We start from the raw sequence: 24,704 nt of genomic DNA on the forward strand, positions 1-24,704 counted from the left end.
AAGATATCGACAGCACCCTGGACGCGTTTATCGAGGAAGTGATCGAGCCGAACGGCCTGGCGTTTGACGGCAGTGGCTATCTGCAGTGGGAAGGTTTGATCTGCCTGCAGACGATTGGTCATTGCACTGAAGAACACCGTGAGCTGATCAAAAACTGGCTGGAAGCACGCAAGCTGAACGATGTGAAAACCAGCGATCTGTTCGACATCTGGTGGGATTGATCCCGTCCGATTAGCATTGCCGAAGGTGCCTTAATGGCACCTTTGTTTTATCTGGTGTCCTTTCTGGAGTCGTGAGCGCGGTGGTAACAACATTAGATAACGCGTTGTTGGAAGAGATCCTGCAACAGGTACGCCCGTTGATTGGGCAAGGTAAGGTTGCAGACTATATTCCCGCTTTGGCAGAAGTCGCCGCCGATCGGCTGGCGATCGCCGTCTGTACCGTTAACGGCGAGCTGTTTCAGGCCGGGGACGCAACGGAGCGCTTTTCAATCCAGTCGATCTCCAAGGTATTGAGCCTGACGCTGGCGCTAACGCGTTATCAGGAAGGTGAAATCTGGCAGCGGGTGGGGAAAGAACCCTCTGGCTTGCCGTTTAATTCGCTGCTGCAGTTGGAGATGGAACAGGGCAAACCGCGCAACCCGTTTATCAACCCCGGGGCGCTGGTGGTATGCGATATGTTGCAAACCCGGCTTAGTGCACCCAAGCAGCGGATGCTGGAAGTGGTGCGCCAGCTGGCAGGCGTTGATGACCTATCCTATGACATCCGCGTGGCGCGCTCCGAATTTGAGCATTCCGACCGCAATGCCGCCATTGCCTATCTGATGAAGTCGTTCGGTAACTTCGACAATGACGTGCTGACCGTGCTGCAAACCTATTTCCACTACTGCGCGTTACGTATGAGCTGCGTTGAGCTGGCACGCAGCTTTGTCTACCTGGCTAACCAGGGCCGGACGCTGGATGGCGAAGAGGTGATCAGCCCGTTGCAGGCCCGGCAGATTAACGCCTTGATGATGACCAGCGGTATGTATGATGGCGCAGGCGAATTTGCTTACCGGGTTGGCATGCCGGGCAAGTCTGGAGTGGGGGGCGGTATTATCGCCATCGTCCCTGATGAACTGTCGATTGTCGTCTGGTCGCCGGAGCTGGATGCATCCGGTAACTCATTGGCGGGAACTGCGGCACTAGAACTGTTGTCTCAACGCATTAGCCGTTCGATTTTTTAACTCCATCGCACATGCGGTTGGAAGGGAGTCAGGAGAAACTATGTTAAAGAGAACCGGATTGGCCTTGCTGTTGTTAACGGCTTCACAGGCGCATGCCGAGTATCAGTGCAGCGTCAGACCACAGGACGACGTGATTATCAGCCCACAGACCGTGCAGGTGGTAGGTGCCAGCGGTAACCTGCAAATCACCGCCGACGGCGATGTCACTCGTGATGGCAAAGCGCTGAGCTTGAATGATAGCCAGCGCCAGAAGGCGTTCAGCTACCAGAACGCGTTGCGTAAAGATTTACCCTGGATCGATCAGGGTGCGCAGCAGCATCTGGAAAAGGCGCGGGTAGCGCTGGATAAAGTCATTGTTCAGCAATTGGGGACTGACAGCAATGTACGCAACCGTCTGACCACGCTCAACGATCAGTTGAAGCAACAGATGAACCGTATCATTGAACACCGCAGTGACGGTCTGGCGTTCCACCACAAGGCGATCGCTCAGGTGGAGCAGGATGGCCGCAATATCGTGCAGCAGAGCATGGGCGGCGTATTGCAGGACAGCCTGAACGAAATGGGCGTCAAGCAGGTGTCCAACAGTAATGGCAACCCGTTGCAGGCGATTATGGGCAATCTGGGGGGGCTACAGCAGGCCATCAAGAACGAATGGAACAATCAGGAGCAGGACTTCCAGAACTTTGGTCGCGACGTGTGTAACCGCGTCACGGTGCTGGAAACCCAGCGTAAGGATCTGGTCAAGGCGTTGAACTAAGGTCTGACGTTAACAGGTTCCGTTGTTTTAAGAGTTGCACTCTTAACTCGACGGAACCTTTTTTGCTGCCAGAGAAGCGCGACGACCTCTGCGAGGCGATTTAATCATGGATACTCTCAAGTCCGTACTCAAGCTGCTCAGTCCTCTCATCTTCCTTTATTATCCCGTATGCGTTTTCTACATAATGATATTTTCAGTAATAGAGTATGAATGGGCGATTGGAGAAGAGGGGATAGAAAATATCTGCGATGTTATTCTGCACTTTAATATTGATGATGTCAGTGATGTTGGAATTCCCTTTACTGCAGCGATTATATTTCCGCTAATCATATATTCTATTTATAGGGTTAGGCAACGAAGATTCATACCAGTAATAGTAACCAGCTTGTTAGTGATTTACTGGTGGTGGGCATTCTTTGGTCGGTTTTTATATTGTTGATAATCCACTTGGCTCGTAAATTCCACGTATTACAACCAGAGGCTCCTGTGATATGGTGAGTTCACGGTTTATTAATAAAAATTCATTGTGGAGCAATTCACGGAGATTGATCAGTGATTGGGTGATGTTTTTTAAAGTATGGAAGTTCTTTCGAGGCTGTATATGGAAATACAAGAAGAAAAGTATCTTGAAGATCCCGGATTTAGACGAAAGAAGTTCGTTTATGACAATCGTATTCATCACAGCTATGTTTTTGTGGCTGGAGGAAGAGTGTACACAGCGGTTTTTGGCAGTTTAACCACTGAGCAGAAATTCTTGGATATTGGCTACAATATGCCACCAGATACACCTTTTCCCTGCAATGGCATGTCTGAGGTTTACTTCGACATTTATATTGATGTTGAATCTTTTGGGGATTTCCGACACGTTGAGTTCAACGGGTTTGCCGGAGGCGTCGTATTGGAACAAGTCGCTTTAGCCATGCTTGCGCATTACCAGGCTTTTGATGTCGGCGGTTTTGTCTTCCAGGCGGCCAGTGGCGAAATTGCCGATAAAGGACGCAGCGTGACTCTCGAAGAGACATATGATTATATACTTGGGTTAAAAAGTGAACCACGCTACAATAAAAGTACTGGTCTTCCTAAAGGAACGCCGAGAAAGCTCTTGCCTGATTCCCTAAAGGCTTACAAAGACACATCAAATGGGAGGGCTTGTTATGCCATTATGCCATAAAACCATACGCTCTCATGCTGGGGCAGATGAGAAAGAGTTATTGCAAGCACTTGCCACTGTTGAGCTTGCAACGACTCCCCACGCTGATGCGGAAGAAGTTCTTCGTCATGAACTTCAGGAAAGGCAGAAAAGATCTTCTGCTACGTTATTACGTAACAAGCTCAGCCAGCTAACGCTAAAACGCGAATATCAGAAAATCTGACCAAAGGGTTTCTTGCGGAGCCTTTCAGATTGAAGGCAGCATGCAGCTAAACGGGCGCAGCATACGGCGCCCCCTACAGGTTAATTATTCTTCTTGCAAAAACAGTTCCAACAGCGAATTCAGGAACAGTTTGCCATGCTCGGTGATCTGCCAATACTCCGGTGTCTCTAGCAGATAGCCTTTAGCCAGTGCTTCGTCCAATGGCGCGCGTATCACGCTCTCATCCAGCCCGGTATAGCGGGCGAACTCGGCGCGTGGCGCAGCTTCCAGCAGGCGGAAACGGTTCATAAAGAACTCGAATGGCCGATCGTGCGCTTCGACTTCATGCAGCTTGTCCCGATAGTCACCCCGCATAAAGCCGCGTGGATGCTTGGTTTTGGCGGTGCGCAGAATGTGGCCATCGGCAAAGGTCAGCTTGCCGTGTGCGCCACAACCAATCCCCAGATAGTCGCCAAAACGCCAGTAGTTGAGGTTGTGCTGACACTGATAACCCGGTTTGGCGTAGGCCGAGGTTTCGTACTGCTGATAACCGGCGGCGCTCAACAGCTCATGCCCTTGTTCAAAGATATTCCACAGCGCATCATCGTCCGGCAATACCGGCGGGCGTGAGCTGAACAGGGTATTTGGCTCGATGGTGAGCTGATACCACGACAGATGCGGTGGATTAAGGGCGATGGCTTGACGCAAGTCGTCCAACGCTTCTTCCAGTGACTGATCCGGCAGGCCATGCATCAGGTCCAGATTGAAACTACGTAGGCCCAGGCCGGTTGCCAGATGCGCCGCGCGTTTGGCCTCATCCGGGCCATGAATACGCCCCAGACGGGTTAACTTCTCGGCGCTAAAGCTTTGTACGCCAATCGAGATGCGGTTCACCCCGGCGCGCTGGTAGCCGCTGAAGCGATCGGCCTCCACGGTGCCTGGGTTGGCTTCCATGGTGATCTCGGCGTCATCAGCGACGTGAATACGCTCACGCACGCCATCCAGCAGTGCTTGCATGGCTTCGGCACTTAACAGGCTCGGCGTACCGCCGCCGATAAAGATGGTGCTGATTGAACGACCGCTGGCGAGCGGCAAATCGGCATCCAGATCCGCCAGCAGATGGTCGACATATTCCTGGTGCGGTACTTCGCCCTTTAAGGCATGCGAGTTGAAATCGCAGTATGGGCACTTTTGTACGCACCAGGGAATATGGATGTACAGGCTGAGCGGCGGCAGTTGTACGCTGTTAGCTGGCATTACGCATCGCTTCCAGCATCAACTTCAACGCCTTGCCACGGTGGGAAATGGCAATTTTCTCTTCCCGCGTCAGCTCTGCTGCGGTGCAGCTCAACTCTGGCACATAGAAGATCGGATCGTAACCGAAGCCGCCAACGCCGGCCGCTTCAAAAGTGATCTCACCGTTCCAGCAACCGTGGAATACCAGCGGAGTTGGATCTTCCGCATGGCGCATATACACCAGCACACAATGGAATTGAGCACCGCGCTTGCCCGCAGGCACATCTTTCAGCGTCACCAGCAGCTTGTCCAGATTTTGCTGGTCACTGGCCTCTAAACCGGCATAGCGGGCAGAGTAAATACCCGGAGCGCCGCCCAAGGCATCGACTGCCAGGCCTGAGTCGTCGGCAATCGCTGGCAGACCGGTGATCTGCGCGGCATGGCGGGCTTTGAGAATGGCGTTTTCAATAAACGTCAGGCCGGTTTCTTCGGCGGAGTCTACGCCAAGCTCGGTTTGCGCTACCACATCAAAGCCAAAATCGGCCAGCAGTTCGGCGAGTTCACGCACTTTGCCGGGGTTACCGGTGGCAAGAACGATTTTTTGCATATAGAGATACCTTGAAATTATTCGATGAGCGCCGCGATGGCCTCAGGGATCTGTTGCGGGTTGAGGATGCGCAATTGCTTGTGCCGCCCCAGTTCGCCTTTCTCGATGATCACGTTGCTTTTCGCCACCTTGAACTGCTTGGCGATAAACTTGATGAGATGGGCATTGGCCTGGCCATCAACCGGCGGTGCGGTGATGGCGACTTTTATCTCGTCGCCATGCAGGCCAATAATCTGATCGCGGCTGGCTTTGGGCTGAATATATAGCCTGACCACCAGCCCGTCCAGCTGCGGAGTAACTGCACTCACAGCAGGAACCAGAGCTCGCCAAACAGATCCATCCCCAGGTAGTTGATCAGGTACAGGATCAGGATCACCACCATCGCGGAGAAATCAATCCCGCCCATCGCCGGGATCACGCGGCGGATAGGGGCCATCAAAGGCTCGGTAAGCTGGAGCATCACATAATCAATCGGGCTGCGGCCCTGGCTGATCCAGCTCATCAGTGCACGAATGATCATCACCCAGAAGATCAGATAGCCGACGGATTTGATCAGGGAAATCAGGCCAAACAGCAGGTTGTACAGGCTGAGTGACAGGGTACCGCTCTGGATCAGCAGCAGCAGCGGATATTTGATGGTCATCAACAGGAACGCCAACAGCAATGAGGCGCTATCTACCGGCCCCATCGAAGGAACGATGCGGCGTAGTGGGCCGACGATCGGCTGGGTGATTTTCACTACAAACTGCGAAAACGGGTTATAAAAGTCAGTGCGCGTCAGTTGCATCCAGATGCGCAACAGCAGCACCATCACGTAAATATCAACGACGGTTTTGACCAGGAAAGTCAGCGTTAGCATGTAAGTTACCCTTCTCCTTAACTTCTGGGTTATCCCCTTGGTCGCAAACTGCCGTAGCGGCCTGCAACTCATCGGGCATAGTTAAAATGATTTTTCCATTTCCTGCGCACGGGCAACGGCGGCCTGCATGGCTTTGGCAACGGTCTCTGGCAACTGTTGTTCATTGAACACCCGTATTGCCTCGGCGGTGGTGCCCCCTTTGGAGGTCACCTGCTCACGCAGCGTAGCCAGTGAAATTTCCGGGTTGGCGGCGGCCAATGCCGCAGCACCGATAGCAGCCTGCTGCACCAGATCGCGTGCCGCCTGGCTGCTGAATCCCATACGTTCGGCTTCCTGCTGCATGGCATCCATAAACAGGAAGAAATAGGCCGGTGCACTGCCTGCAGCGGCGATCACGCCATTGATGCCGTTTTCGTCATCGACCCAGCAGACTTTACCCACCGAGCTCATCAGGTCGCGAGTATAATCACGATCCTGTTGGCTAACCTGCTCGGGAGCATACAGCCCGCTCATTCCTTTACCGACCAGCGAAGGAGTATTGGGCATGATGCGCACGATATTCAAGCCTTCACCGAGCATTTGGTAGAAACGGCTCACCAGAATACCGGCAGCGATCGACAGCACCAGTTTACCGGAGAAATTGACCTGTTCCTGTAAAGGTAAGCAAACCTGCGCCATCATTTGCGGTTTCACCGCCAGGACCACGACCTCGGCCTGTTTTGCACAGCTGATGTTATCTGCGCTGCTATTGATGCCATATTCAGCGGCCAGGGCGTCACGGTTTTTTGCTGACGGCGCGCAAACGCTGATGGCGGCTGCCGGATAGCCACCGGCGACCAGGCCAGCAATGATAGCGCGAGCCATATTACCGGCACCAATAAAGGTAATTTTACGATGTTGCATCCAATCCTCGTTATACGGTGGTGTGCGAGTAGTCACGGGCGCCAAAAATTGCGGTGCCGATACGAACCATCGTGCTGCCAGCGGCGATCGCTGCCTGCATATCATCTGTCATACCCATCGACAGCGTATCCACCTGCGGATAGCGCTGCTTGAGCTGCTGGAAAGCGTCGTTCATCTGGCCGAATGTCGCCAACTGGCGCTGATAGTCGTGTTCCGGGGCCGGGATGGCCATCAGCCCACGCAAGCACAGGTTAGGTAATGCGGCGACCGCCTCTGCCAGCGCTGGCAGCTCAGTCAATACAATGCCAGATTTACTCTGTTCGTCACTGATATTTATCTGGATCAGCACGTTTAACGGCGGCATTTCTGCGGGGCGCTGATCGCTCAGACGCAGAGCAATACGCAAGCGGTCAACGGTGTGGCACCAGGCAAAGTGCTCTGCCACCAGCCTGCTTTTATTGGATTGCAGCGGGCCGATAAAGTGCCATTCCAATCCAGCCCCTTCGGACCGCTGGGCAAAATACTGGATCTTGTCTACCCCTTCCTGCACGTAATTTTCGCCAAACGCGTGCTGGCCTGCGGCGATGGCTTGTGCGATCGCCTCCGCAGGTTTGGTTTTGCTGACTGCAAGCAATGTCACTTCTTCTGGAATGCGTGCGCAGTCTTGAGCGGCCGCTGCAATACGGCTCCTGACATCCTGCAGATTCTGTTGGATAGTGCTCATGATTAACCCGGGAGATTGATATGGATATCGATGAATTTGTGGCTCTTAGTGTAAAGCATAATGCCTCCGATCTGCACCTTTGTACCGGCCATCTGCCAATGTTACGTATTGATGGTGAACTCCAGGCCGTGGAGAGTGGGGAAATCCTCACCCAACAGCAGATGGCGGCATGGTGCCAAACGCAGTTATCACAGACGATGTGGCAGCAACTACAGCAGGTGGGGCAGCTCGATCTGGCATTATCCCTAGCTGGTGGCACCCGGCTGCGTGCCAATTTCTTTTTGCAGAACGGCGGGGTCTCCGTGGCGCTACGCAGGATCGCCAGCCAGTGCCCAACGTTGGCCGCACTGGCCACTCCGGAAATTATTCCGGCGCTGTTGCAGCGCGAAGATGGCTTGATACTCGTCACCGGTGCTACCGGCAGCGGCAAGTCGACTACGCTGGCGGCGATGATCGACTTTATTAATCAGCATCAGCGTCGCCATATTCTCACGTTGGAAGACCCGATCGAGTTTATCCATCGTAGCCAGCGTTCCCTAATCCAGCAGCGAGAGTTAGGCCGGGATACCCACAGTTTTGATGATGCGTTGCGGGCCGCACTGCGTGAAGATCCAGACGTGATCCTGCTGGGGGAGTTGCGTGATACCACCACCGTTCGGCTGGCGTTGACCGCGGCTGAAACCGGCCATTTGGTCCTGGCTACCTTGCATACCCGCAGTGCGCCACAGGCGGTGGAACGGTTGGTGGATGTGTTCCCGGCGGAAGAGAAAGCCTATGTTCGGGCCCAGTTGGCCAGCAGCCTGCAGGCGGTTATCGCGCAAAAGCTGCTGAGTAAGCCGGGGGGAGGGCGTGTTGCCATTTACGAGATCCTCACGGCCACGGCGGCGGTGAGCAGCATGATCCGCGAAGGTAAAACCCATCAGTTGGTCAGCGTATTGCAGACCGGTGCGCAGTCAGGCATGCAAACCTTTGAACAGGGTTTGCAACAGCGTGTTGCACAGGGAATATTATAATGCCACAATCGATTAACTATTCCCCCTCGTCAGCTTTTAATTACAGTCAAAACTGCTGTGGTTCTAAGATGGCTCTTATATACCTGGAGGGGATAATACAATTCAATGACGGTTTATGTTGAAGTATAATTAGGTCTCTTGATTATTTTAATGCTTGGTGTTTTTTAGGACTTTTCCATTATTATTAACAAGGATGTTCTTATGGGTTCCTGGCTGATTGTTGACGATCACCCCGCAATTTGTTTCGCTGTGAAAGCAATTTTATCTTCATTAGGTAATGACTCGATCCTGACGGCGACTAACGGCCTGGATGCCATGGCGCGAATAAGGGAAAATACGCCGCAGCTGGTGATCCTTGACATCATGCTGAACAAAATGGATGGGCTGCAGATCCTACAGCATATTCGCCAGGTGGACAGTGCTATTAAAGTGGTGGTATATACCAGCCTGTCCGCAGAGAGCTATGCAGAAAGAGCGTTGCGTGCCGGAGCTAGCGGTTTTTTCAACAAAGATCAGGATATCAGTCAATTGGCTCCATTGTGCCAGTTGGTGCTGCAAGGCTATGCCTGCTTTCCACAGACTACGCTGATGCCTTTGCTTAACGCATCGCTGAAAAATGAGAATATTCTTGCGCGCCTTTCCGATCGTGAACTGACCGTATTACGTTATTTGTCTGAAGGGCTGAGCAATAAGGAAATAGCCGATCGTCTGATTTTGAGTAATAAAACCATCAGCACTTATAAGACACGTCTGATGGAAAAGCTAAAAATTAGCAGTACGGAAGGTTTGGTGGCTTTTTTTCATCATCAGAGTGAACAACCTGACGATGAATAAATGGCTGTTGATACTTTTGTTTTTTTGCTGTGGTGTTTCCGCCGGGGAAGTTCCCGCATTTCGTGAAACCAATCTGCTTAGCCGTAGCCAGGTTCAATTATCCGAACCCGAGCTAACCAGTGATGATTGGCAATGGCTACGCCGTAAACGTGTGCTGGTTTTCGGCATCGCGGCCCCCAATTATTCTCCTTTTGATATCATCAGTGGCACCCGGGATTATGGGGGTATCAATGCTGATTATCTGGGCATCGTTGGCTATAACCTTAATGTACAGATAAAGGTGCGTTACTACGAAGATGCCTCAGCCCTGCGGCGAAGTCTGGATAAGGGAGAAGTGGATCTGATCGGCAATGTCGCTGCGAAAACCGTCGCCGATCCCGCAATGCTGCTGTCTACACCTTATGTCTCTGCCTCACCGGCATTGGTGGTGCGCACCGACAGTCTGCTGCAACAGAACCCCCCTAAGCGCATTGCTATCGAGCGCCTATACGGCGGTAATCAGAGCTTGGTAGCGCGCTTTCCGGCGGATTATCAGGTTTTTGACATACCGCGCCGGGCGCTGGAGGCATTGTCGTTTAAGAAGCTGGACGCTTTTATCGGTGATGCCACGGTGGCTCGCTATTTAATCAATCAGGGCAACCTGAACAATCTGCGTTTGCAACTACTGCCGCAGCAGGACATCAAAGGATTCTCCTTTGGTATGGCCAGCGGGAATGTGCGTTTACAGCGAATATTGAACGCTATTTTAGCGAGCATCCCGGAAAGCACTCAAGCAGAGATCCAAAGCCGCTGGAATGGGGGGATCCCCATGTCACAAGGTGAAGAACACCTGCTGCTGACCTCACTGGAAAGAAAATGGGTGGAAGAACATCCCAGAGTGCGCTTGGCCGTTAATGGCGATTTCGCCCCTTTGGGCTTCTTCGACGTTCAGGGGGAGTTCCGTGGTTTGACGGCCGATGTGATGGAGGCTATCTCTAGCCGTATAGGGCTCAAGTTTGACATTATTCGCGCACAATCACTGCAAGACTCCCTGAATGCGGTGAAAACTGGCAGGGCCGACATTGTCGCTGGCGTGACGCTAGATGCAATCTGGCCTAACGGGTTGCTGACCACTCGTTCTTATTTATTCAACTCCTGGGTATTACTGGGGATCCCGGAGCAGATTAACCATGATCCTCCGCAGTTGATTGCTCTGGTCGCAGGGCACCCTCTGCATGCCCTCTTGCGGGAACAGTACCCCGATAGCCGGATAATTACCGTGCCTTCACCCCAAGCCGGTATTGAGGCGCTAAAAGCGGGAAAGGCTGAAGCACTCGTGTTGCCGATGATCAGCGCCGATTATTTCCTGGCTCGGGATCCCTCCTTGGGGCTAAGTATTCTGAGCGCTTTGGATATTGAACCGGCGCGGTTTGTGATTGGTGTCTCTGACAATGAGTATCCCTTGGCAACCATCCTCGACAAGGCATTGCTGAATATTCCTCCAGAGGATATCCATGCGATGACCAGCAATTGGTACAACAATACCTATCTGCTGGAAGGGACTCTGGGGGAGGGAAAATCACCTGCTCACTGTTATTCCACAGCATGGTTACTGATAACCCTGTTGCTGGCAGTGCTGGTGATAGCCTTGGTCATCAGCCGGTTGCGCAGTAAGCGCCGCCTGGTGCAGCGTTGCCAGGCGGTCATCGATAGCGTGCCATTGCCGATTTACATCGCCAATCTGAAAGACCAGATAGTGATGGCAAACGCGCCGTTTTTTAATGCCATCAATGCCCCCGCAGAAACGGTGATTGGTAGCTCACTGGAAAACTATCAACTGCAACTGCCTGTCACGATGGATATTGGCTGGGGCGGTGAGCAGGAACAGGCTTTATCTGTCATGCAGTTAGGGGGGCAGCCGCGCACTTTGCAGCAGTGGGGCCAATTGCTGATTACCGAAGATCAGCGTGCTGAAGGCAAAATCGGCGGGTGGTTCGACGTGACCGAACGCGATCGCCTGATTGCGCAGTTACAGCAGGCGAAAGAGCGTGCTGACAGTGCCAACCGGGCTAAAACCACCTTCCTGGCCACCATGAGCCATGAGATCCGTACTCCGCTCAATGCCATTATCGGCATGTTGGAGCTGTTGCTGAACCGTCCGCAGCGGGAGGAAGCTTCAGATCGAGAGCTGCTGAGTGTCGCACACGAGTCTGCACATTCTCTGCTGGCCTTGATTGGTGACATTCTTGATATCTCACGCATTGAGGCGGACCGCCTGATCCTACATCCACAACGTGCAGATATCCGTCGCCTGATTGAAGCCGTGGCGATGTTATTTGACGGTGTGGCACGACAAAAGGGGTTAGCGTTCAGGTTGGATATTGACGCGGAGATCACCGGCGATGTGTTAGTTGATCCCATGCGTTTTAAGCAGGTGCTATCCAATCTGGTGAGTAATGCCATCAAGTTTACCGAGCAGGGGCAGGTCACGCTCAGCGTAGCGGTCGATCAGATTAGCGAAGAACGAGCAGATCTGCGGCTACGTGTTTCGGATACGGGCAAGGGGATTGATGTTGTTACTCAAGAACGTCTTTTCCAACCCTTTACTCAGGGCAATGGGGAGACAGGCGGAACAGGGCTTGGGCTGTATATTTGCCGCAAGCTGGTGGAGATGATGGGGGGGACCATCGTCTTGAACAGTGAGGTCGGTATTGGCAGCGACGTCACCGTGCTACTTTCGGTAGCGAGATTGCTAAAATTTCACCCTCAAATTCCTCTGGAGGAACCCATCCCGGCGGCATCATCCCAACTGCGGGTGCTGATCGTTGAAGATCATCCTGCAGGCAGAATGTTGTTGGCTCAACAGTTGCAGTTTCTTGGTCATCAATCCATTGCGGTTGGGGATGGGGAGCAGGCGCTGCAGTTGTTGGAGCAGGGGAGCTTCAACCTGGTCATTACCGACTGCCAGATGCCTGAACGCGATGGTTACAGCCTGAGTCGCCAAATCAGGCACATCGAGGGTGAACAGCATTCCGTTCCTACGGTGATCTGGGGGCTGACGGCCAATGCGCAAGAAAGTGCCCGCGAAGCTTGTCTGCAGGCCGGAATGGATGACTGCCTGTTCAAGCCGGTTAACCTGAGCATATTAAAAGCGAAATTGGCTACGCTGCCACTGACTGATGCGGGGCACAGGGAAGAGGAGCCAGCATTCGTTGTGGAAGATTTGCCAGTGGAATTGCGTCAGCCAAAGGTATTGCAAGAGTTCATCCAAACCCTGTTGGATTGCTTGCAGGAAGACTGCACGCAACTTGCCATGGATATTCAGCAACAACCGATGGACCTGATAAACATACGGGCGTTGGCCCATAAATTGGCTGGTGCGGCCCGGTTGGTGAATGCTGAAAGGCTGAATCAAGCTTGTCAGTCATTGCATGACAACCCCGTTCAGGCCACCGCAACGGCGGTGCTGGGAGAAGCGCAACGGTTGCTCAGCACCTTAAGGAAAGCACAACGGACTACAGGGGAATAGTCCCTTCCTACAGAGTGATTAAGGCTTCTGTAGATATTAAGGTAAGCGGGATCATTTTATTCTTTGTTGCACAGGAAGGGGGGCTTTTGGGCTCCTCATGTGTCATAACGTTTAAGGATAATATGATGAAAAACAACACTAAATTAGCGATTCTGCCACTGGTTTTGGTTCTGGGTGCCAGCTTCTCTACCATGGCTAATGCGGCTTACGACTGTAACGCCAAACGTGCTGCGATCGAATATCAGATCCAACAGGCTGAGAAGTACGGTAACTACAACCGTGTAGCGGGTCTGAAGCGTGCTCTGAGCGAAGTTAATGCCCATTGCACCAACGGTAGCGTACTGCAGGACGCTCAGAAGAAAGTCACCAAGCTGGAACAGAAACTGGCTGACAAGCAGCAAGACGTACAGGAAATTAAAGCCGACCTGCGCGAAGCTCAGGCTAAAGGTGACGCCAAGAAAGTGGCTAAGTACCAGAGAAAACTGCAAGAAAAGCAGGCTGACCTAAAAGAAATCAAACAAGAGCTGAAGCAGGCTCGTGCTGAACTGGCATCTGCACAGAAATAAGCAGCCATGATTTGGTTATTAAGGGGCGCAGATGCGCCTCTTTTTGTGTCGGATAAATATTGTGGTTAGCACTCAGGGAACGAATGAAACCCACTGTTCATATTGCCGCTATTTCGTTGGGCCTGTTGGTTAACGGTGCCAGAGCTGAAATAAATAACGTCTATCTCATTATTAACGATAACTATAAGGGCGAGGTGGCCGTTAACCTGGGGCAGGATGAGCAGCCGTGTATTAATGCCCTATTGCTACGTGAGTGGGGGATACGTGATACCGCAATGGTGATGGAAACGACCCCTGAGGGCTGTATTCTGCCCGGCGTATTGAGTGCCCGAAAAATTGCGGTGTTCTATGAGCCGATAGCACAATTGCTGACGGTAGATATCCCGGCTAGCATGCTGGGTGATAGCAAGTTGACCAGCCGCTGGGACGACGGTATCAATGCGGCATTTGTTAACTATCAGTTCAATTACGGCCATTATGCCGGCGAAAACTATCGCGATACGCAGCGGCACGACAGCCTGTATGCCGATATCACCACCGGGGCAAACGTGGGCCCTTGGCGGTTGCGTTATGAGCCCGTCTATCAGAAAGAAACCTGGGGCAATCCTACCTGGCATACCGAAAGGGCGTTAGCCTATCGGGATATCAAAGCGTGGCGCGCCACTCTGACCTTGGGCGACAGCGTGACGCCGTCAGTTTTGTTCGACAACGTCCGATTCCGTGGCATCAGCCTGGTATCGGATAGCCGAATGCTACCGGATGGCCTGCGGCAGTTTTCACCTTGGGTACGCGGCTTCGCACGCAGTAATGCGGAGGTGAGGGTGCGCCAGAACGGTGAAGTCATCTATCAGACGTTTGTTTCCCCGGGAGCCTTTGTGTTGAAAGACGTCTATCCGCCCGCGCTCGAAGGGGACCTTACCGTCACGATACGGGAAAGCGACAGTACCGAAACCGAACGAAAAATCCCCTACTCCTCCATGCCCAACCTGGTTTACGCCGGTCAGTGGCGCTATGACGCCTCGGTGGGTAAATACCAACCTTATTACGGCATGGAAGAGGAGCAGCCAGGCTTTGCCCAGGCCTCTCTCAGCTATGGGCTCCCGGGGAAGGTTACGCTGTATGGTGGTTTCCAGGGGGCGGATATTTATCGCAGCGCGGCAATCGGGATTGGCAAGAGCCTTAACCAATGGGGAGCGATCTCGGCGGATTACACATTTTCGTCTGCCCGCCAGCCAAGGCATTCAGCGCCGGATACCGGTGGCATGGCACGTGTGCGTTACGCGAAGGCGTTCCCGGCCTGGGAGTCTTCCTTCAGCCTGATGGCGCAATATTATCCGCGCCAGCGTTATCGTACCTTTAGCGCGGTGATAGACCAGCAGAGCACCTATTGGTGGGACTGGGAAGACGGCATTTTTGTCGGTGACTTTGACGAGGAAAAAAAGTATCGCCTGGAGGCGCGTTATAACCAGTATCTGTCTGATTCAGACAGCCTTTACCTGACATTGGTTCGAGAGGCCACGCGGGGTAATCAAAGAGGCGAGACCAGCGTCGAGATGGGCTTCAGCGCCAGCCTGGGTAAGGTCGACGTTGCGCTGTATGCGGAATATAACCGCCCCTCTTATGGCAAAGAGCAGGCACAAATGGGCCTCTCATTCTCGCTGCCGTTGAATGCACTGGGCGCACCACGTATGAAGCTGAACTATGATCATACGTTGGCTAACGATCGGACAGACAGCCGGCGGATAGGCGTCAGCGGCACGCTGCTTGCCGACTATAGCCTGAGCTACAACGCCAGCACCAGTCAGAGCCAACGCTATGGCAGCAGCCAGGATCTGAGCGCCAATTACCAATATAACGCAGGCGATCTGCGGGTAGGTCATTCGCAAGGGGCTGGCTATCGTCAGCAGAATCTGGAGCTTGCCGGCAGCCTGATGGCGCATCAGGAAGGACTCACGCTTGGGCAGACGTTAGGCGATACCGTGGCCATCGTCAGCGTGCCGGATACGCCGGGGATTGGCATCGATAATCAGTATGGCGTCACCACCGATTGGCGGGGCTATGCACTGGTAGGCAATCTGACGCCATACCGTATCAACAGTCTGACGTTGGACAGCTTTGAGTTAGCGGATACGCTGGAGTTGCCTGAATCGGAGCAGGAAGTGGTGCCTACCGCCGGTGCGATCATGTTCAGCCGCTTTGCTCCGGCACGAAAAATCAGCCCGGATGCTGCTCAAACCAGCTCTCCAGAATAACCACGGCGGAGGCGGAATCGACGCTGCCTTTATCCAGTGCACGGAACCCCCCATGGTCGAACAGGTTGGCGCGCGCCTCAACGGTGCTCAGGCGTTCATCGTGCAGCGCAATCTGCACGCCAAAGCGGCCATGCAGCCGGTTGGCAAATTTACGCGCTCGTTCGGTCAGCGGCTGTTCGGTGCCATCCATATTCAAGGGTAAGCCAACCACCACCAGGTCTGGCTGCCACTCTTTCAGCAGGCGTTCGATCTTCTGCCAGTCAGGGACACCGTCCTGCGCTTTAAAGGCCGCCAGCGCCCGAGCGGTGCCGGTAATTTCCTGGCCGATAGCTGCGCCGATACTTTTGGTCCCGAAGTCGAAGGCGATAATGGTGCGGTTGGTCATCAGGCGTGTCCTGCGTGGCTGGCAATGCTGCGAATATCGATGCCAAGGCGGTTGGCTGCCTCGCGCCAGCGGTTGGCGATCGGCGTGTGGAACAGAATGTCGGTATCGGCCTCGGTGGTCAGCCAGGCATTTTCCAGCAGTTCCTGTTCCAACTGGCCTTTTTCCCAGCCCGCATAGGCAAGCGCCACCAGCACATCGGTGGGTTGATCTGGCGTGCCAAGCGTTTCCAGCACGTCTTTTGAGGTGGTGATCATGGTGGCCGGTGAGATTTGAATGCTGGAGCCAAAGCCTTTGCGTGGGGTATGCAGAATAAAGCCGCGATCGTCAGCCAGCGGGCCGCCAGCGAACACTGGCTTATCCAGGCTGATCGCCGGATCGCGCGGTGAAGGCTTGATATCGAGTTTATCCAGCACCGTCTCCACGGTGAAATGTTCCACGGGCTTGTTGATCACTAATCCCATGGCTCCGTCGTCATTATGTTCGCAAACGTATATCACCGAACGTTTGAAGCGCGGATCTTGCATTGCGGGCATGGCAATCAGGAAATGGTGCTGTAAATTCATGGCGTTAATTCAATTGGGAAGTAAAATGCTTGCCCTCTCCCAAGGAGAGAGGGCGCGTCGTCTGCCTACTTCGTGGCCAGACGTTTTTCAATGGCGTCCATCAGCATGCCGGTGACAGAAACCGGGAATGCCGCTTCGATCTCACGGGCGCAGGTTGGGCTGGTGACGTTGATCTCGGTAAGACGATCGCCGATCACGTCCAGGCCAACAAAGATCAGCCCTTTCTCTTTTAGCGTTGGGGCAACCGCACGGGCAATTTTCCAGTCGCTTTCGCTCAGTGGGCGCGCTTCACCACGGCCACCGGCGGCCAGGTTACCACGGGTTTCGCCCTGGGCAGGGATACGCGCCAGGCAGTAAGGCACCGGTTCACCATCCACCACCAGGATGCGTTTGTCTCCATCCTTGATGGCCGGCAGGAAGTTTTGCGCCATGCAGAAACGGCTGCCGTGTTCGGTCAGGGTTTCGATAATCACCGACAGGTTGGGATCGTCCTGCTTCACGCGGAAGATTGAAGCTCCGCCCATGCCGTCCAGCGGCTTGAGGATGATGTCACCGTGCTGCTGGTGGAATTTGCGAATATGGGCGGCGCTGCGGCTGACTAGCGTATCTGGCGTCAGCTCCGGGAACCAGGCGGTGAACAGCTTTTCGTTACAGTCGCGCAGGCTCTGTGGCTTGTTGACCACCAGCGTGCCTTTCACTTCGGCCCGTTCCAGAATGTAGGTCGCATAGATGTATTCAGTGTCGAACGGCGGATCTTTGCGCATCAGGATCACGTCCAGATCCCGCAACGCCAGATCCTGCTCGCTGCCAAAGCTGAACCAGCTTTCTTTATCTTCTTTCACGTTCAGCAGGCGCGTGCGGGCACGGCCATCACCGGCATGTAGATAGAGATCGTTCATCTCCATATAATGCAGTTCCCAGCCGCGGCGCTGCGCTTCGAGCAGCATGGCAAAGCTGGTGTCTTTTTTGATATTGATGGATGCGATAGGGTCCATCACGATGCCGAGCTTGATCATCTCTTCTCCTTACGAACCTGTGAAGACAGGTCCTTAGCCCAGGTCGCCGAAACGGACCTGCAAAGCGGTAATTGCGGTGAGCGCGGTGGTTTCTGTACGCAAAACGCGTGGCCCCAGCAGGATATCAGTAAATCCATAGTCTGTGGTCATGGCAATTTCTTCGGCGGATAATCCGCCCTCTGGTCCAATGAGCAGACGTACGCTCACCACCGGCAGCGGCAGAGTATTGATACTTTGGCTGGCGCGTGGATGCAGGTTCAGCTTGAGGCTATCGTCCTGCTCGGCGCACCAGTGTTCCAGAGACATCGCTGGGCGGATTTCCGGAATGCGGTTGCGACCGCATTGCTCGCAGGCCGCGATGGCGATTTTTTGCCACTGCTGGAGTTTTTTCTCCAGGCGCTCACCGTCGAGTTTAACGCCGCAGCGCTCGGAAAATAGCGGAGTGATCACGTTCACCCCCAACTCAATGGATTTCTGGATGGTGAATTCCATCTTTTCGCCACGCGAGATCACCTGGCCAAGATGTAAGTTGAGCGGAGATTCGCGATCTTCCCGTTGCCCGGCGTTGATCTGAACCAGCACGTTCTTTTTATCCACCCGGGTGATTTCTGCCTCAAATACCTGGTTGCTGCCATCGAACAGTTGCAGTGCCTGGCCGGCACTCATTCGCAGCACGCGGCCGACATGATTGGCGGCATCCTCGCTCAATGCAATTTCTGCACTGGCGTTCAAGGGCTCTGGATGGTAAATGCGGGGTTTACGCATAATGATTGTCAGATCCTGGCTCAACGAAACGGCGCTGCCGATGGGCAACGCGAAAACACTATAGTAGGTCAGCCTTTTTGCTGCTGACAAGCCTGTTGAATATAAGGGTTGTGATTCCCTTGTACCATGGCGATGCGTGCTTCACGTCGACATTCCCAGGCGCTGACCGGATACAGGCGGTTCCAGGCTTCAAACAGCTGGGTTTGCTGGCGTGAAAGCGGCAGTTGGTAGCGATCGCGCATATAGAAGTAGGTTCGGGCGATTGCACCCCGCGCACGAGCCGGTGGCTCGGCCTGTTTGTTCTTGAAGTCCACCTTCATTTGGCACTGTCCGTATTGCCCTTCACCACCCCGCCACTGGCTGTACATGAAGTTATTACGATCGCCGTTCACTTCGCCGATGGCGGGCTGCAGGTTGTGCAGATCGATCTCTATCCGGCGATAAACCGGATCCTTGTTGCAGTTTTTACGCCCGCCATGCTGCCAGCACTGTAGCTGATGGCCGAACTGCCAGGCCGGAACCACATGTTCCCACTCGATACGCCCGGCGCGTTGGGCATTTTTACGCGCCTGATAGCCGCAGCTTCCGAGATCGGGAATGCCTTTCTTACTTTGCCAGTCGATCTTGCAGCCACAGTAAAAGCTGCCGGGAGCGTCCTGGTTGATTTTGGCAGCGGCGGCCTTGGCCTGAGTAAAGTTATTAATTCCCTTAGCCAGCGCGCCGCTAGAGGCCGTCAAGACGACCAAAAATAAAATTTTGCGATGCATATTCCAAAACAGCTCAAAATTGGAAAGGCAGGCAGGGTAACGGAAGTCACTGGCAGTAGCAACCGCAGGTAGTGGATTGTTTTTGCTTGTAAATATTTTTGTTAACGGCTTTAGTTAACCGGAAAATGCCAGTTTTTCACCGCACTGGCGGCAGTGGTATTCACTCTCGCCGCGCATCACTCGATTATGGCGGCGCAGGGTCAGTTGATGTTGCTGGCAATGGCAGCGGTAGGGAAAGGTTTTGCTTTGTACCGAACGGGTCTCAAACTGGTGGGTACGGCTGGCGGGAACCTGCAATACGCTTTCCATCATCCAGCGCCATTCCCGGCCATGTGGCGGTACGCGGCCAAACTGACGGAACACCAGCAGATGAGCCAATTCATGGGGGACCACTTCGTCGATAAACGACTGTTGGTTTTCCATCAGCAGCACCGGATTAAGGCGGATTTCCCAGGCTTGCAGCCAGGCGGTACCCGCGCTGGTGCCGCGTTGTTGATACAGGATCTTGGGCTCAGGGAACTCGACGGCAAAATGCTGCTGCGCCAGCTGTAACTTGTCGCGCAGGCAACGCATCACCGCTTGTTGCAGCGCAATGGGGATTCTTACTCTGTTCATAGGGCGCTAGCTTAAGCAATGACGCGGTGGCTGGCAACGGGGCAGTAAGGAAAAGTATATGGGCTCTTAACCGTCACGCAAGGCTTGTATGTACGATGCTTGTGTCTACAATAGCAGCGATTTTCCCCCTTACCCTAACGGCGATAACCATGCTTTTACCTAACCAGATTGAATTGCTCAGCCCCGCCCGCGATGCAGGTATCGCCCGTGAGGCTATTTTGCACGGGGCCGATGCGATCTATATCGGTGGCCCAGGTTTCGGCGCCCGCCATAATGCTGGCAACAGCCTGAGCGATATCGCCGGACTGGTTGAATTTGCCCGCCGCTACCGGGCCAAAGTGTTCATCGCCCTCAACACCATTTTGCATGACAACGAGCTGGAGCCGGCACGCCGCTTGATCCATCAACTGTATGAAACCGGAGTCGATGCGCTTATCGTACAAGATATGGGGATCCTGGAGCTGGATATTCCACCCTTTGAGCTACATGCCAGTACCCAGACCGACATCCGTAGCGTAGAGAAGGCTCGTTTCCTGTCCGATGCCGGTTTTTCCCAGTTGGTATTGGCGCGTGAGCTGAATCTCACTCAGATAAAAGCTATCAGTGACAACGTTGACGCCGCCGTCGAGTTTTTCATCCATGGCGCGTTGTGCGTGGCCTTCTCCGGCCAGTGTAACATTTCCCACGCCCAGACCGGACGCAGTGCCAACCGTGGCGACTGTTCGCAGGCGTGCCGGCTTCCTTACACCCTGAAAGATGAGCAGGGGCGGGTAGTTGCGTATGAAAAGCATCTGCTGTCGATGAAAGACAACGATCAAAGCCGCAACCTGACGGCGTTGATCGACGCCGGTGTTCGCTCATTCAAGATTGAAGGGCGTTATAAGGATATGAGCTATGTGAAAAACATCACTGCGTACTATCGTCAGCACCTGGATGCCATTCTCAACGATCGTTCCGATCTGACGCCGGCATCATCAGGTCGCACGGAACACTTTTTTATTCCGTCGCCGGATAAAACCTTCCACCGTGGCAGTACCGATTACTTCGTTAACGAACGCCAGATGGATATTGGTGCCTTTGACTCACCCAAGTTCATTGGCCTGCCTATAGGAGAGGTGCTAAAGGTGGGTAAAGATCATCTGGACGTGGAAGTAAAAGAATCGCTGACCAACGGTGATGGACTTAACGTGCTGATCAAGCGCGATATCGTCGGCTTCCGTGCTAATAAGGCGGATAAAATTGCTGAAGGGCGCTACCGGGTTTGGCCTAACGAAATGCCGGCAGGTCTGGATAAGCTGCGCCCAAATCATCCACTTAATCGTAACCTCGATCACAACTGGCAACAGGCGCTGCTAAAAACCTCATCGGAACGCCGCGTAGCCGTCGATGTTTTGCTGACACAAAGCAGCGACGGAGTGACGCTAACCCTGATCAGCGAAGAGGGCATCAGCGTCAGCCATACGCTGCAGGGCGAATTCGGCGCCGCCAACCAGCCGGAGAAAGCGCTTGTCACACTGCGTGACGGACTGAGCAAACTGGGGCAAAGCCTTTATTACCCGCGTGACGTTCATATTGATCTGCCGATGGTTTGCTTCATACCCAACAGCCAGCTCAACCAACTGCGCCGCGATGCGGTGGAAGCGCTGGACGCCGCACGCCTGGCGGTAAACGAACGCGGCGACCGCAAACCGGTTTCCGTCCCGCCGCCGGTTTATCCGGATACGCACCTGACGTTTCTTGCCAATGTTTATAACCAGAAGGCGCGTAAGTTCTACCAGCGTTATGGTGTCACATTGATTGATGCCGCCTTCGAGGCGCACGAAGAAAAAGGGGATGTACCGGTAATGATCACCAAGCACTGCCTGCGCTTCGCCTTCAACCTCTGCCCTAAACAGGCCAAGGGTGTGCAGGGTGTGAAGGGGAGGGCATCGCCGATGCAGTTGGTACATCAGGGTGAGGTGTTGACGTTGAAGTTTGACTGCAAGCCATGTGAGATGCATGTGATTGGCAAGATCAAAAATCATATTTTGCGGATGCCAGTGCCGGGGAGTGTGGCAGGAGGTATCTCGGTAGAGGAGCTCAAGGCGACTCTACCGGGGAAGAAAAAATAGCCGTATACCAGGTTTTTGATGAAAACGGCTTGGTGTGGACATGAGGCAGCAAGGCAATTGTCGCAACGCTATTTTCCCACAATGATAAGCCGATCGACTCACACAGATTGTAATCATTGTGTTAACTGCGGGATAATAATCCGTGCATGATGAGTCTGTACCCGCAGTTCTCACCGGATGAGGTCAGAAAAACATCGCCAGCGTTAAGTCCCTACGTTAATAGAGGTTATTTTGCGATTTGGCGCAATAACTGACTACCTAAAAATACGTAAGGTGTGGGGAGTTTTTTTGACGCAGCGCGCCCCGAGCACGCTGGGTAAGTGTGAATTTAACGCAGCTGATGTTGCAAGTGAGAGATCAATGTCGAATAAACCGTTCCATTATCAAGATCCGTTCCCGCTGAAGAAAGACGATACCGAATACTATCTGCTAAGCCGTGACCACGTTTCCGTCGGCGAATTTGCCGGCCAGGAAGTCCTCAAGGTTGACCCTCAAGCCCTGACCCTGCTCGCCCAGCACGCTTTCCACGACGCCTCGTTCATGCTGCGCCCTGCGCACCAGCAGCAGGTGGCGGATATCCTCAACGACCCCGATGCCAGTGAGAACGACAAGTACGTTGCGCTGCAATTTTTGCGTAACTCAGAAATCGCCGCCAAGGGTATTTTGCCAACCTGCCAGGATACCGGTACGGCGATCATCATGGGTAAAAAGGGCCAGCGCGTCTGGACCGGTGGCGGGGACGAAGAAGCCCTGTCACGTGGGGTATACAACACCTTTATTGAAGACAACCTGCGCTATTCGCAAAACGCCGCGCTGGATATGTACCAGGAGGTCAATACCGGCAGCAACCTGCCAGCGCAGATCGATCTCTACAGCGTGGATGGTGACGAGTATAAGTTCCTGTGTATTGCCAAGGGCGGTGGTTCGGCCAACAAAACCTATCTGTATCAGGAAACCAAGGCGCTGCTGTCCCCAGGTAAGTTGAAAGACTATCTGGTCGACAAGATGCGTACTCTGGGCACCGCGGCCTGCCCACCGTATCACGTGGCCTTTGTGATTGGCGGTACTTCGGCGGAAGCCACGCTGAAGACCGTGAAGCTGGCTTCAACCAAATACTATGATGCGTTGCCAACCGAAGGCAACGAACACGGCCAGGCGTTCCGCGATGTGGCGCTGGAAGAGGAACTGCTGAAAGAAGCCCAGAATTTGGGCCTGGGTGCACAGTTTGGCGGCAAATACTTTGCCCACGACGTGCGCGTAGTGCGTTTGCCACGCCACGGCGCTTCTTGCCCGGTGGGGATGGGGGTTTCCTGCTCCGCCGACCGGAATATCAAAGGCAAGATCAACCGTGAGGGGATCTGGCTGGAGAAACTGGAGCATAACCCAGGTAAATTTATTCCACAGGAACTGCGCCGCGCGGGTGAAGGGGAAGCGATCAAGGTGGATCTGAACCGCCCGATGGCTGATATCCTCAAGCAGCTGTCACAGTATCCGGTGTCTACCCGCCTTTCCCTGAGCGGCACCATCATCGTTGGGCGTGATATTGCCCACGCCAAGCTGAAAGAGCGCCTGGATCGTGGCGAAGGTTTACCGCAGTACGTGAAAGATCACCCGATCTACTACGCGGGCCCGGCCAAAACGCCAGAAGGCTATGCTTCAGGTTCTCTGGGGCCAACTACGGCAGGGCGCATGGACTCCTATGTCGATCTGTTGCAGTCACACGGCGGCAGCATGATCATGCTGGCCAAAGGTAACCGCAGCCAACAGGTGACGGATGCCTGCCACAAGCACGGCGGATTCTATCTTGGCAGCATTGGTGGCCCGGCGGCGGTGCTGGCACAGCAGAGCATCAAGAGCCTGGAGTGCGTGGAGTATCCTGAACTGGGTATGGAAGCGATCTGGAAAATCGAAGTGGAAGATTTCCCAGCCTTTATTCTGGTAGATGACAAAGGTAATGATTTCTTCCAGAAGATCCAGGAATCGCAATGTACCCGCTGTGTGAAGTAATCTGATTGATCGCCGCCCCTGGTGGGCGGCTTGTACTTTGAGTGACAAGCTGCACTGTTTGTGATGAATTCGTCAGTCTTTGTAAAATAGTGTCGTCGCTTTGGACGCTATAAATAAATCTGTATACCATTGCCGTGGACAAATTTGGCTAGGAAAAGTAATGGTGACGCAGGAAACACATATCAAAGAATTACTGGTCTGGATAGAAAATAACCTACGCAATCGACTTTCACTGGATATTGTTTGCGAAAAATCCGGCTACTCCAAATGGTATCTGCAGCGCATGTTCCGCCAGCAGACCAACCTGCCACTTGCTGCTTATATTCGCGCCCGTCGCCTCTATCTGGCGGCTTTCTCGTTACGCTTTACGCAGAAAAGCATTCTGGATATTTCGCTGGAATATCAGTTCGACTCCCAACAGACATTTTCACGCTGTTTCAAAAAACACTTCTCTGTCACGCCTAGCGCCTACCGTAAGGCCCAGAATTGTGACTTCAGCCATCTGGTGCAATCGCTGTCGCTTAATCAACCTAGCGATATCTCTATTGACTATGTTGAGGTTAAACCAGACAGCTACTCGCTGGTCGGTCAGTATTATTCTTATCACATCGATATTGAACAGTTGGGTGAATCCCACGC

At 53.6% G+C, this 24,704-nt stretch carries 26 protein-coding genes; 14 read left to right on the forward strand and 12 right to left on the reverse strand.

The window, feature by feature from the left end:
- The 6 genes from ACLQ7H_RS02775 to ACLQ7H_RS02800 form a co-directional block, all read left to right on the forward strand.
- Positions 1-221: 50S ribosome-binding protein YggL (locus ACLQ7H_RS02775; RefSeq protein ID WP_411751356.1), on the forward strand; the 221-nt coding region annotated here is incomplete at its 5' end.
- Positions 222-301: 80 nt separating this feature from the next.
- Positions 302-1,225: a glutaminase B gene (glsB, locus tag ACLQ7H_RS02780; RefSeq protein WP_411751357.1), complete on the forward strand. Its 924-nt coding sequence runs from the start codon at positions 302-304 to the stop codon at positions 1,223-1,225.
- 40 nt (positions 1,226-1,265) lie between these two features.
- On the forward strand, positions 1,266-1,982 hold the full coding sequence (locus tag ACLQ7H_RS02785) for a DUF2884 domain-containing protein (RefSeq protein WP_411751358.1): 717 nt from the start codon (positions 1,266-1,268) through the stop codon (positions 1,980-1,982).
- Between the two features lie 106 nt (positions 1,983-2,088).
- The gene (locus ACLQ7H_RS02790) at positions 2,089-2,421 is read left to right on the forward strand and encodes a DUF2645 family protein (protein ID WP_411751359.1); all 333 of its coding nucleotides are present in this window, start codon (positions 2,089-2,091) and stop codon (positions 2,419-2,421) included.
- A gap of 162 nt (positions 2,422-2,583) precedes the next feature.
- Entirely contained in the window at positions 2,584-3,153 is a 570-nt protein-coding gene (locus tag ACLQ7H_RS02795) for a hypothetical protein (protein WP_411751360.1), read from the forward strand.
- Positions 3,137-3,355 carry a hypothetical protein gene (locus tag ACLQ7H_RS02800; protein WP_411751361.1) on the forward strand — a complete coding sequence of 73 codons (219 nt, stop codon included), beginning with the start codon at positions 3,137-3,139 and terminating at the stop codon, positions 3,353-3,355. The genes ACLQ7H_RS02795 and ACLQ7H_RS02800 overlap by 17 nt, the downstream gene beginning before the upstream one ends.
- Positions 3,356-3,439: 84 nt before the next feature.
- On the opposite strand, the gene hemW is transcribed toward ACLQ7H_RS02800, so the two are convergent.
- The 6 genes from hemW to ACLQ7H_RS02830 all read right to left on the reverse strand — a co-directional run bounded on the left by hemW (position 3,440) and on the right by ACLQ7H_RS02830 (position 7,663).
- Complete coding sequence (gene hemW, locus ACLQ7H_RS02805; protein ID WP_411751362.1) at positions 3,440-4,591, reverse strand: radical SAM family heme chaperone HemW; 1,152 nt, start codon at positions 4,589-4,591, stop codon at positions 3,440-3,442.
- Positions 4,581-5,177 carry an RdgB/HAM1 family non-canonical purine NTP pyrophosphatase gene (rdgB, locus tag ACLQ7H_RS02810; protein ID WP_411751363.1) on the reverse strand — a complete coding sequence of 199 codons (597 nt, stop codon included), beginning with the start codon at positions 5,175-5,177 and terminating at the stop codon, positions 4,581-4,583. The genes hemW and rdgB overlap by 11 nt, the downstream gene beginning before the upstream one ends.
- 17 nt (positions 5,178-5,194) lie before the next feature.
- On the reverse strand, positions 5,195-5,485 hold the full coding sequence (gene yggU / locus ACLQ7H_RS02815; RefSeq protein WP_024484043.1) for a DUF167 family protein YggU: 291 nt from the start codon (positions 5,483-5,485) through the stop codon (positions 5,195-5,197).
- Positions 5,482-6,036 carry a YggT family protein gene (locus ACLQ7H_RS02820; RefSeq protein WP_411751364.1) on the reverse strand — a complete coding sequence of 185 codons (555 nt, stop codon included), beginning with the start codon at positions 6,034-6,036 and terminating at the stop codon, positions 5,482-5,484. The genes yggU and ACLQ7H_RS02820 overlap by 4 nt, the downstream gene beginning before the upstream one ends.
- A gap of 81 nt (positions 6,037-6,117) precedes the next feature.
- Positions 6,118-6,939, reverse strand: coding sequence for a pyrroline-5-carboxylate reductase (gene proC / locus ACLQ7H_RS02825; RefSeq protein WP_411751365.1), 822 nt, complete (start codon positions 6,937-6,939; stop codon positions 6,118-6,120).
- 10 nt (positions 6,940-6,949) lie between these two features.
- Positions 6,950-7,663 (reverse strand): YggS family pyridoxal phosphate-dependent enzyme, encoded by a 714-nt coding sequence (locus ACLQ7H_RS02830; protein WP_411751366.1) that lies wholly within the window; start codon positions 7,661-7,663, stop codon positions 6,950-6,952.
- Between the two features lie 20 nt (positions 7,664-7,683).
- Between ACLQ7H_RS02830 and ACLQ7H_RS02835 the strand changes: the two genes are divergently transcribed.
- The 5 genes from ACLQ7H_RS02835 (at position 7,684) to ACLQ7H_RS02855 (ending at position 15,836) form a co-directional block, all read left to right on the forward strand.
- A complete protein-coding gene (locus tag ACLQ7H_RS02835) occupies positions 7,684-8,676 on the forward strand; it encodes a type IV pilus twitching motility protein PilT (protein ID WP_411751367.1) in 993 nt (330 codons plus the stop codon).
- Between the two features lie 201 nt (positions 8,677-8,877).
- Positions 8,878-9,510, forward strand: a complete 633-nt coding sequence (locus ACLQ7H_RS02840) for a response regulator (RefSeq protein WP_411751368.1) — start codon at positions 8,878-8,880, stop codon at positions 9,508-9,510.
- The gene (locus tag ACLQ7H_RS02845; RefSeq protein WP_411751369.1) at positions 9,503-13,018 is read left to right on the forward strand and encodes an ATP-binding protein; all 3,516 of its coding nucleotides are present in this window, start codon (positions 9,503-9,505) and stop codon (positions 13,016-13,018) included. The genes ACLQ7H_RS02840 and ACLQ7H_RS02845 overlap by 8 nt, the downstream gene beginning before the upstream one ends.
- A gap of 122 nt (positions 13,019-13,140) precedes the next feature.
- Positions 13,141-13,584 carry a DUF1090 domain-containing protein gene (locus ACLQ7H_RS02850; protein ID WP_411751370.1) on the forward strand — a complete coding sequence of 148 codons (444 nt, stop codon included), beginning with the start codon at positions 13,141-13,143 and terminating at the stop codon, positions 13,582-13,584.
- Positions 13,585-13,667: 83 nt separating this feature from the next.
- Positions 13,668-15,836: a fimbria/pilus outer membrane usher protein gene (locus ACLQ7H_RS02855; protein WP_411751371.1), complete on the forward strand. Its 2,169-nt coding sequence runs from the start codon at positions 13,668-13,670 to the stop codon at positions 15,834-15,836.
- On the opposite strand, the gene ruvX is transcribed toward ACLQ7H_RS02855, so the two are convergent.
- From ruvX to ACLQ7H_RS02885, 6 genes are all read right to left on the reverse strand, one after another.
- The gene (ruvX, locus tag ACLQ7H_RS02860) at positions 15,799-16,221 is read right to left on the reverse strand and encodes a Holliday junction resolvase RuvX (protein ID WP_021179674.1); all 423 of its coding nucleotides are present in this window, start codon (positions 16,219-16,221) and stop codon (positions 15,799-15,801) included. The genes ACLQ7H_RS02855 and ruvX overlap by 38 nt on opposite strands.
- Positions 16,221-16,784 carry a YqgE/AlgH family protein gene (locus tag ACLQ7H_RS02865; protein ID WP_411751372.1) on the reverse strand — a complete coding sequence of 188 codons (564 nt, stop codon included), beginning with the start codon at positions 16,782-16,784 and terminating at the stop codon, positions 16,221-16,223. The genes ruvX and ACLQ7H_RS02865 overlap by 1 nt, the downstream gene beginning before the upstream one ends.
- Positions 16,785-16,849: 65 nt before the next feature.
- Positions 16,850-17,800, reverse strand: coding sequence for a glutathione synthase (gshB, locus tag ACLQ7H_RS02870; protein WP_411751373.1), 951 nt, complete (start codon positions 17,798-17,800; stop codon positions 16,850-16,852).
- A 33-nt stretch (positions 17,801-17,833) separates the two neighbouring features.
- Positions 17,834-18,565 carry a 16S rRNA (uracil(1498)-N(3))-methyltransferase gene (rsmE, locus tag ACLQ7H_RS02875; RefSeq protein ID WP_411751374.1) on the reverse strand — a complete coding sequence of 244 codons (732 nt, stop codon included), beginning with the start codon at positions 18,563-18,565 and terminating at the stop codon, positions 17,834-17,836.
- Between the two features lie 68 nt (positions 18,566-18,633).
- Positions 18,634-19,332 carry a deoxyribonuclease I gene (gene endA, locus ACLQ7H_RS02880; RefSeq protein WP_411751375.1) on the reverse strand — a complete coding sequence of 233 codons (699 nt, stop codon included), beginning with the start codon at positions 19,330-19,332 and terminating at the stop codon, positions 18,634-18,636.
- A 114-nt stretch (positions 19,333-19,446) separates the two neighbouring features.
- Entirely contained in the window at positions 19,447-19,947 is a 501-nt protein-coding gene (locus ACLQ7H_RS02885) for a SprT family zinc-dependent metalloprotease (RefSeq protein WP_411751376.1), read from the reverse strand.
- Positions 19,948-20,096: 149 nt separating this feature from the next.
- Between ACLQ7H_RS02885 and ACLQ7H_RS02890 the strand changes: the two genes are divergently transcribed.
- From ACLQ7H_RS02890 to ACLQ7H_RS02900, 3 genes are all read left to right on the forward strand, one after another.
- Positions 20,097-22,058 (forward strand): peptidase U32 family protein, encoded by a 1,962-nt coding sequence (locus ACLQ7H_RS02890; protein WP_411751377.1) that lies wholly within the window; start codon positions 20,097-20,099, stop codon positions 22,056-22,058.
- A 360-nt stretch (positions 22,059-22,418) separates the two neighbouring features.
- Complete coding sequence (gene fumA, locus ACLQ7H_RS02895) at positions 22,419-24,065, forward strand: class I fumarate hydratase FumA (RefSeq protein ID WP_024484031.1); 1,647 nt, start codon at positions 22,419-22,421, stop codon at positions 24,063-24,065.
- Positions 24,066-24,225: 160 nt separating this feature from the next.
- A partial coding sequence (locus ACLQ7H_RS02900; RefSeq protein WP_411751378.1) for a helix-turn-helix domain-containing protein occupies positions 24,226-24,704 on the forward strand: 479 nt, incomplete at its 3' end.

Origin of the sequence: Serratia sp. (in: enterobacteria), assembly GCF_046715635.1 — a bacterium.
GTDB lineage: Bacteria > Pseudomonadota > Gammaproteobacteria > Enterobacterales > Enterobacteriaceae > Chania.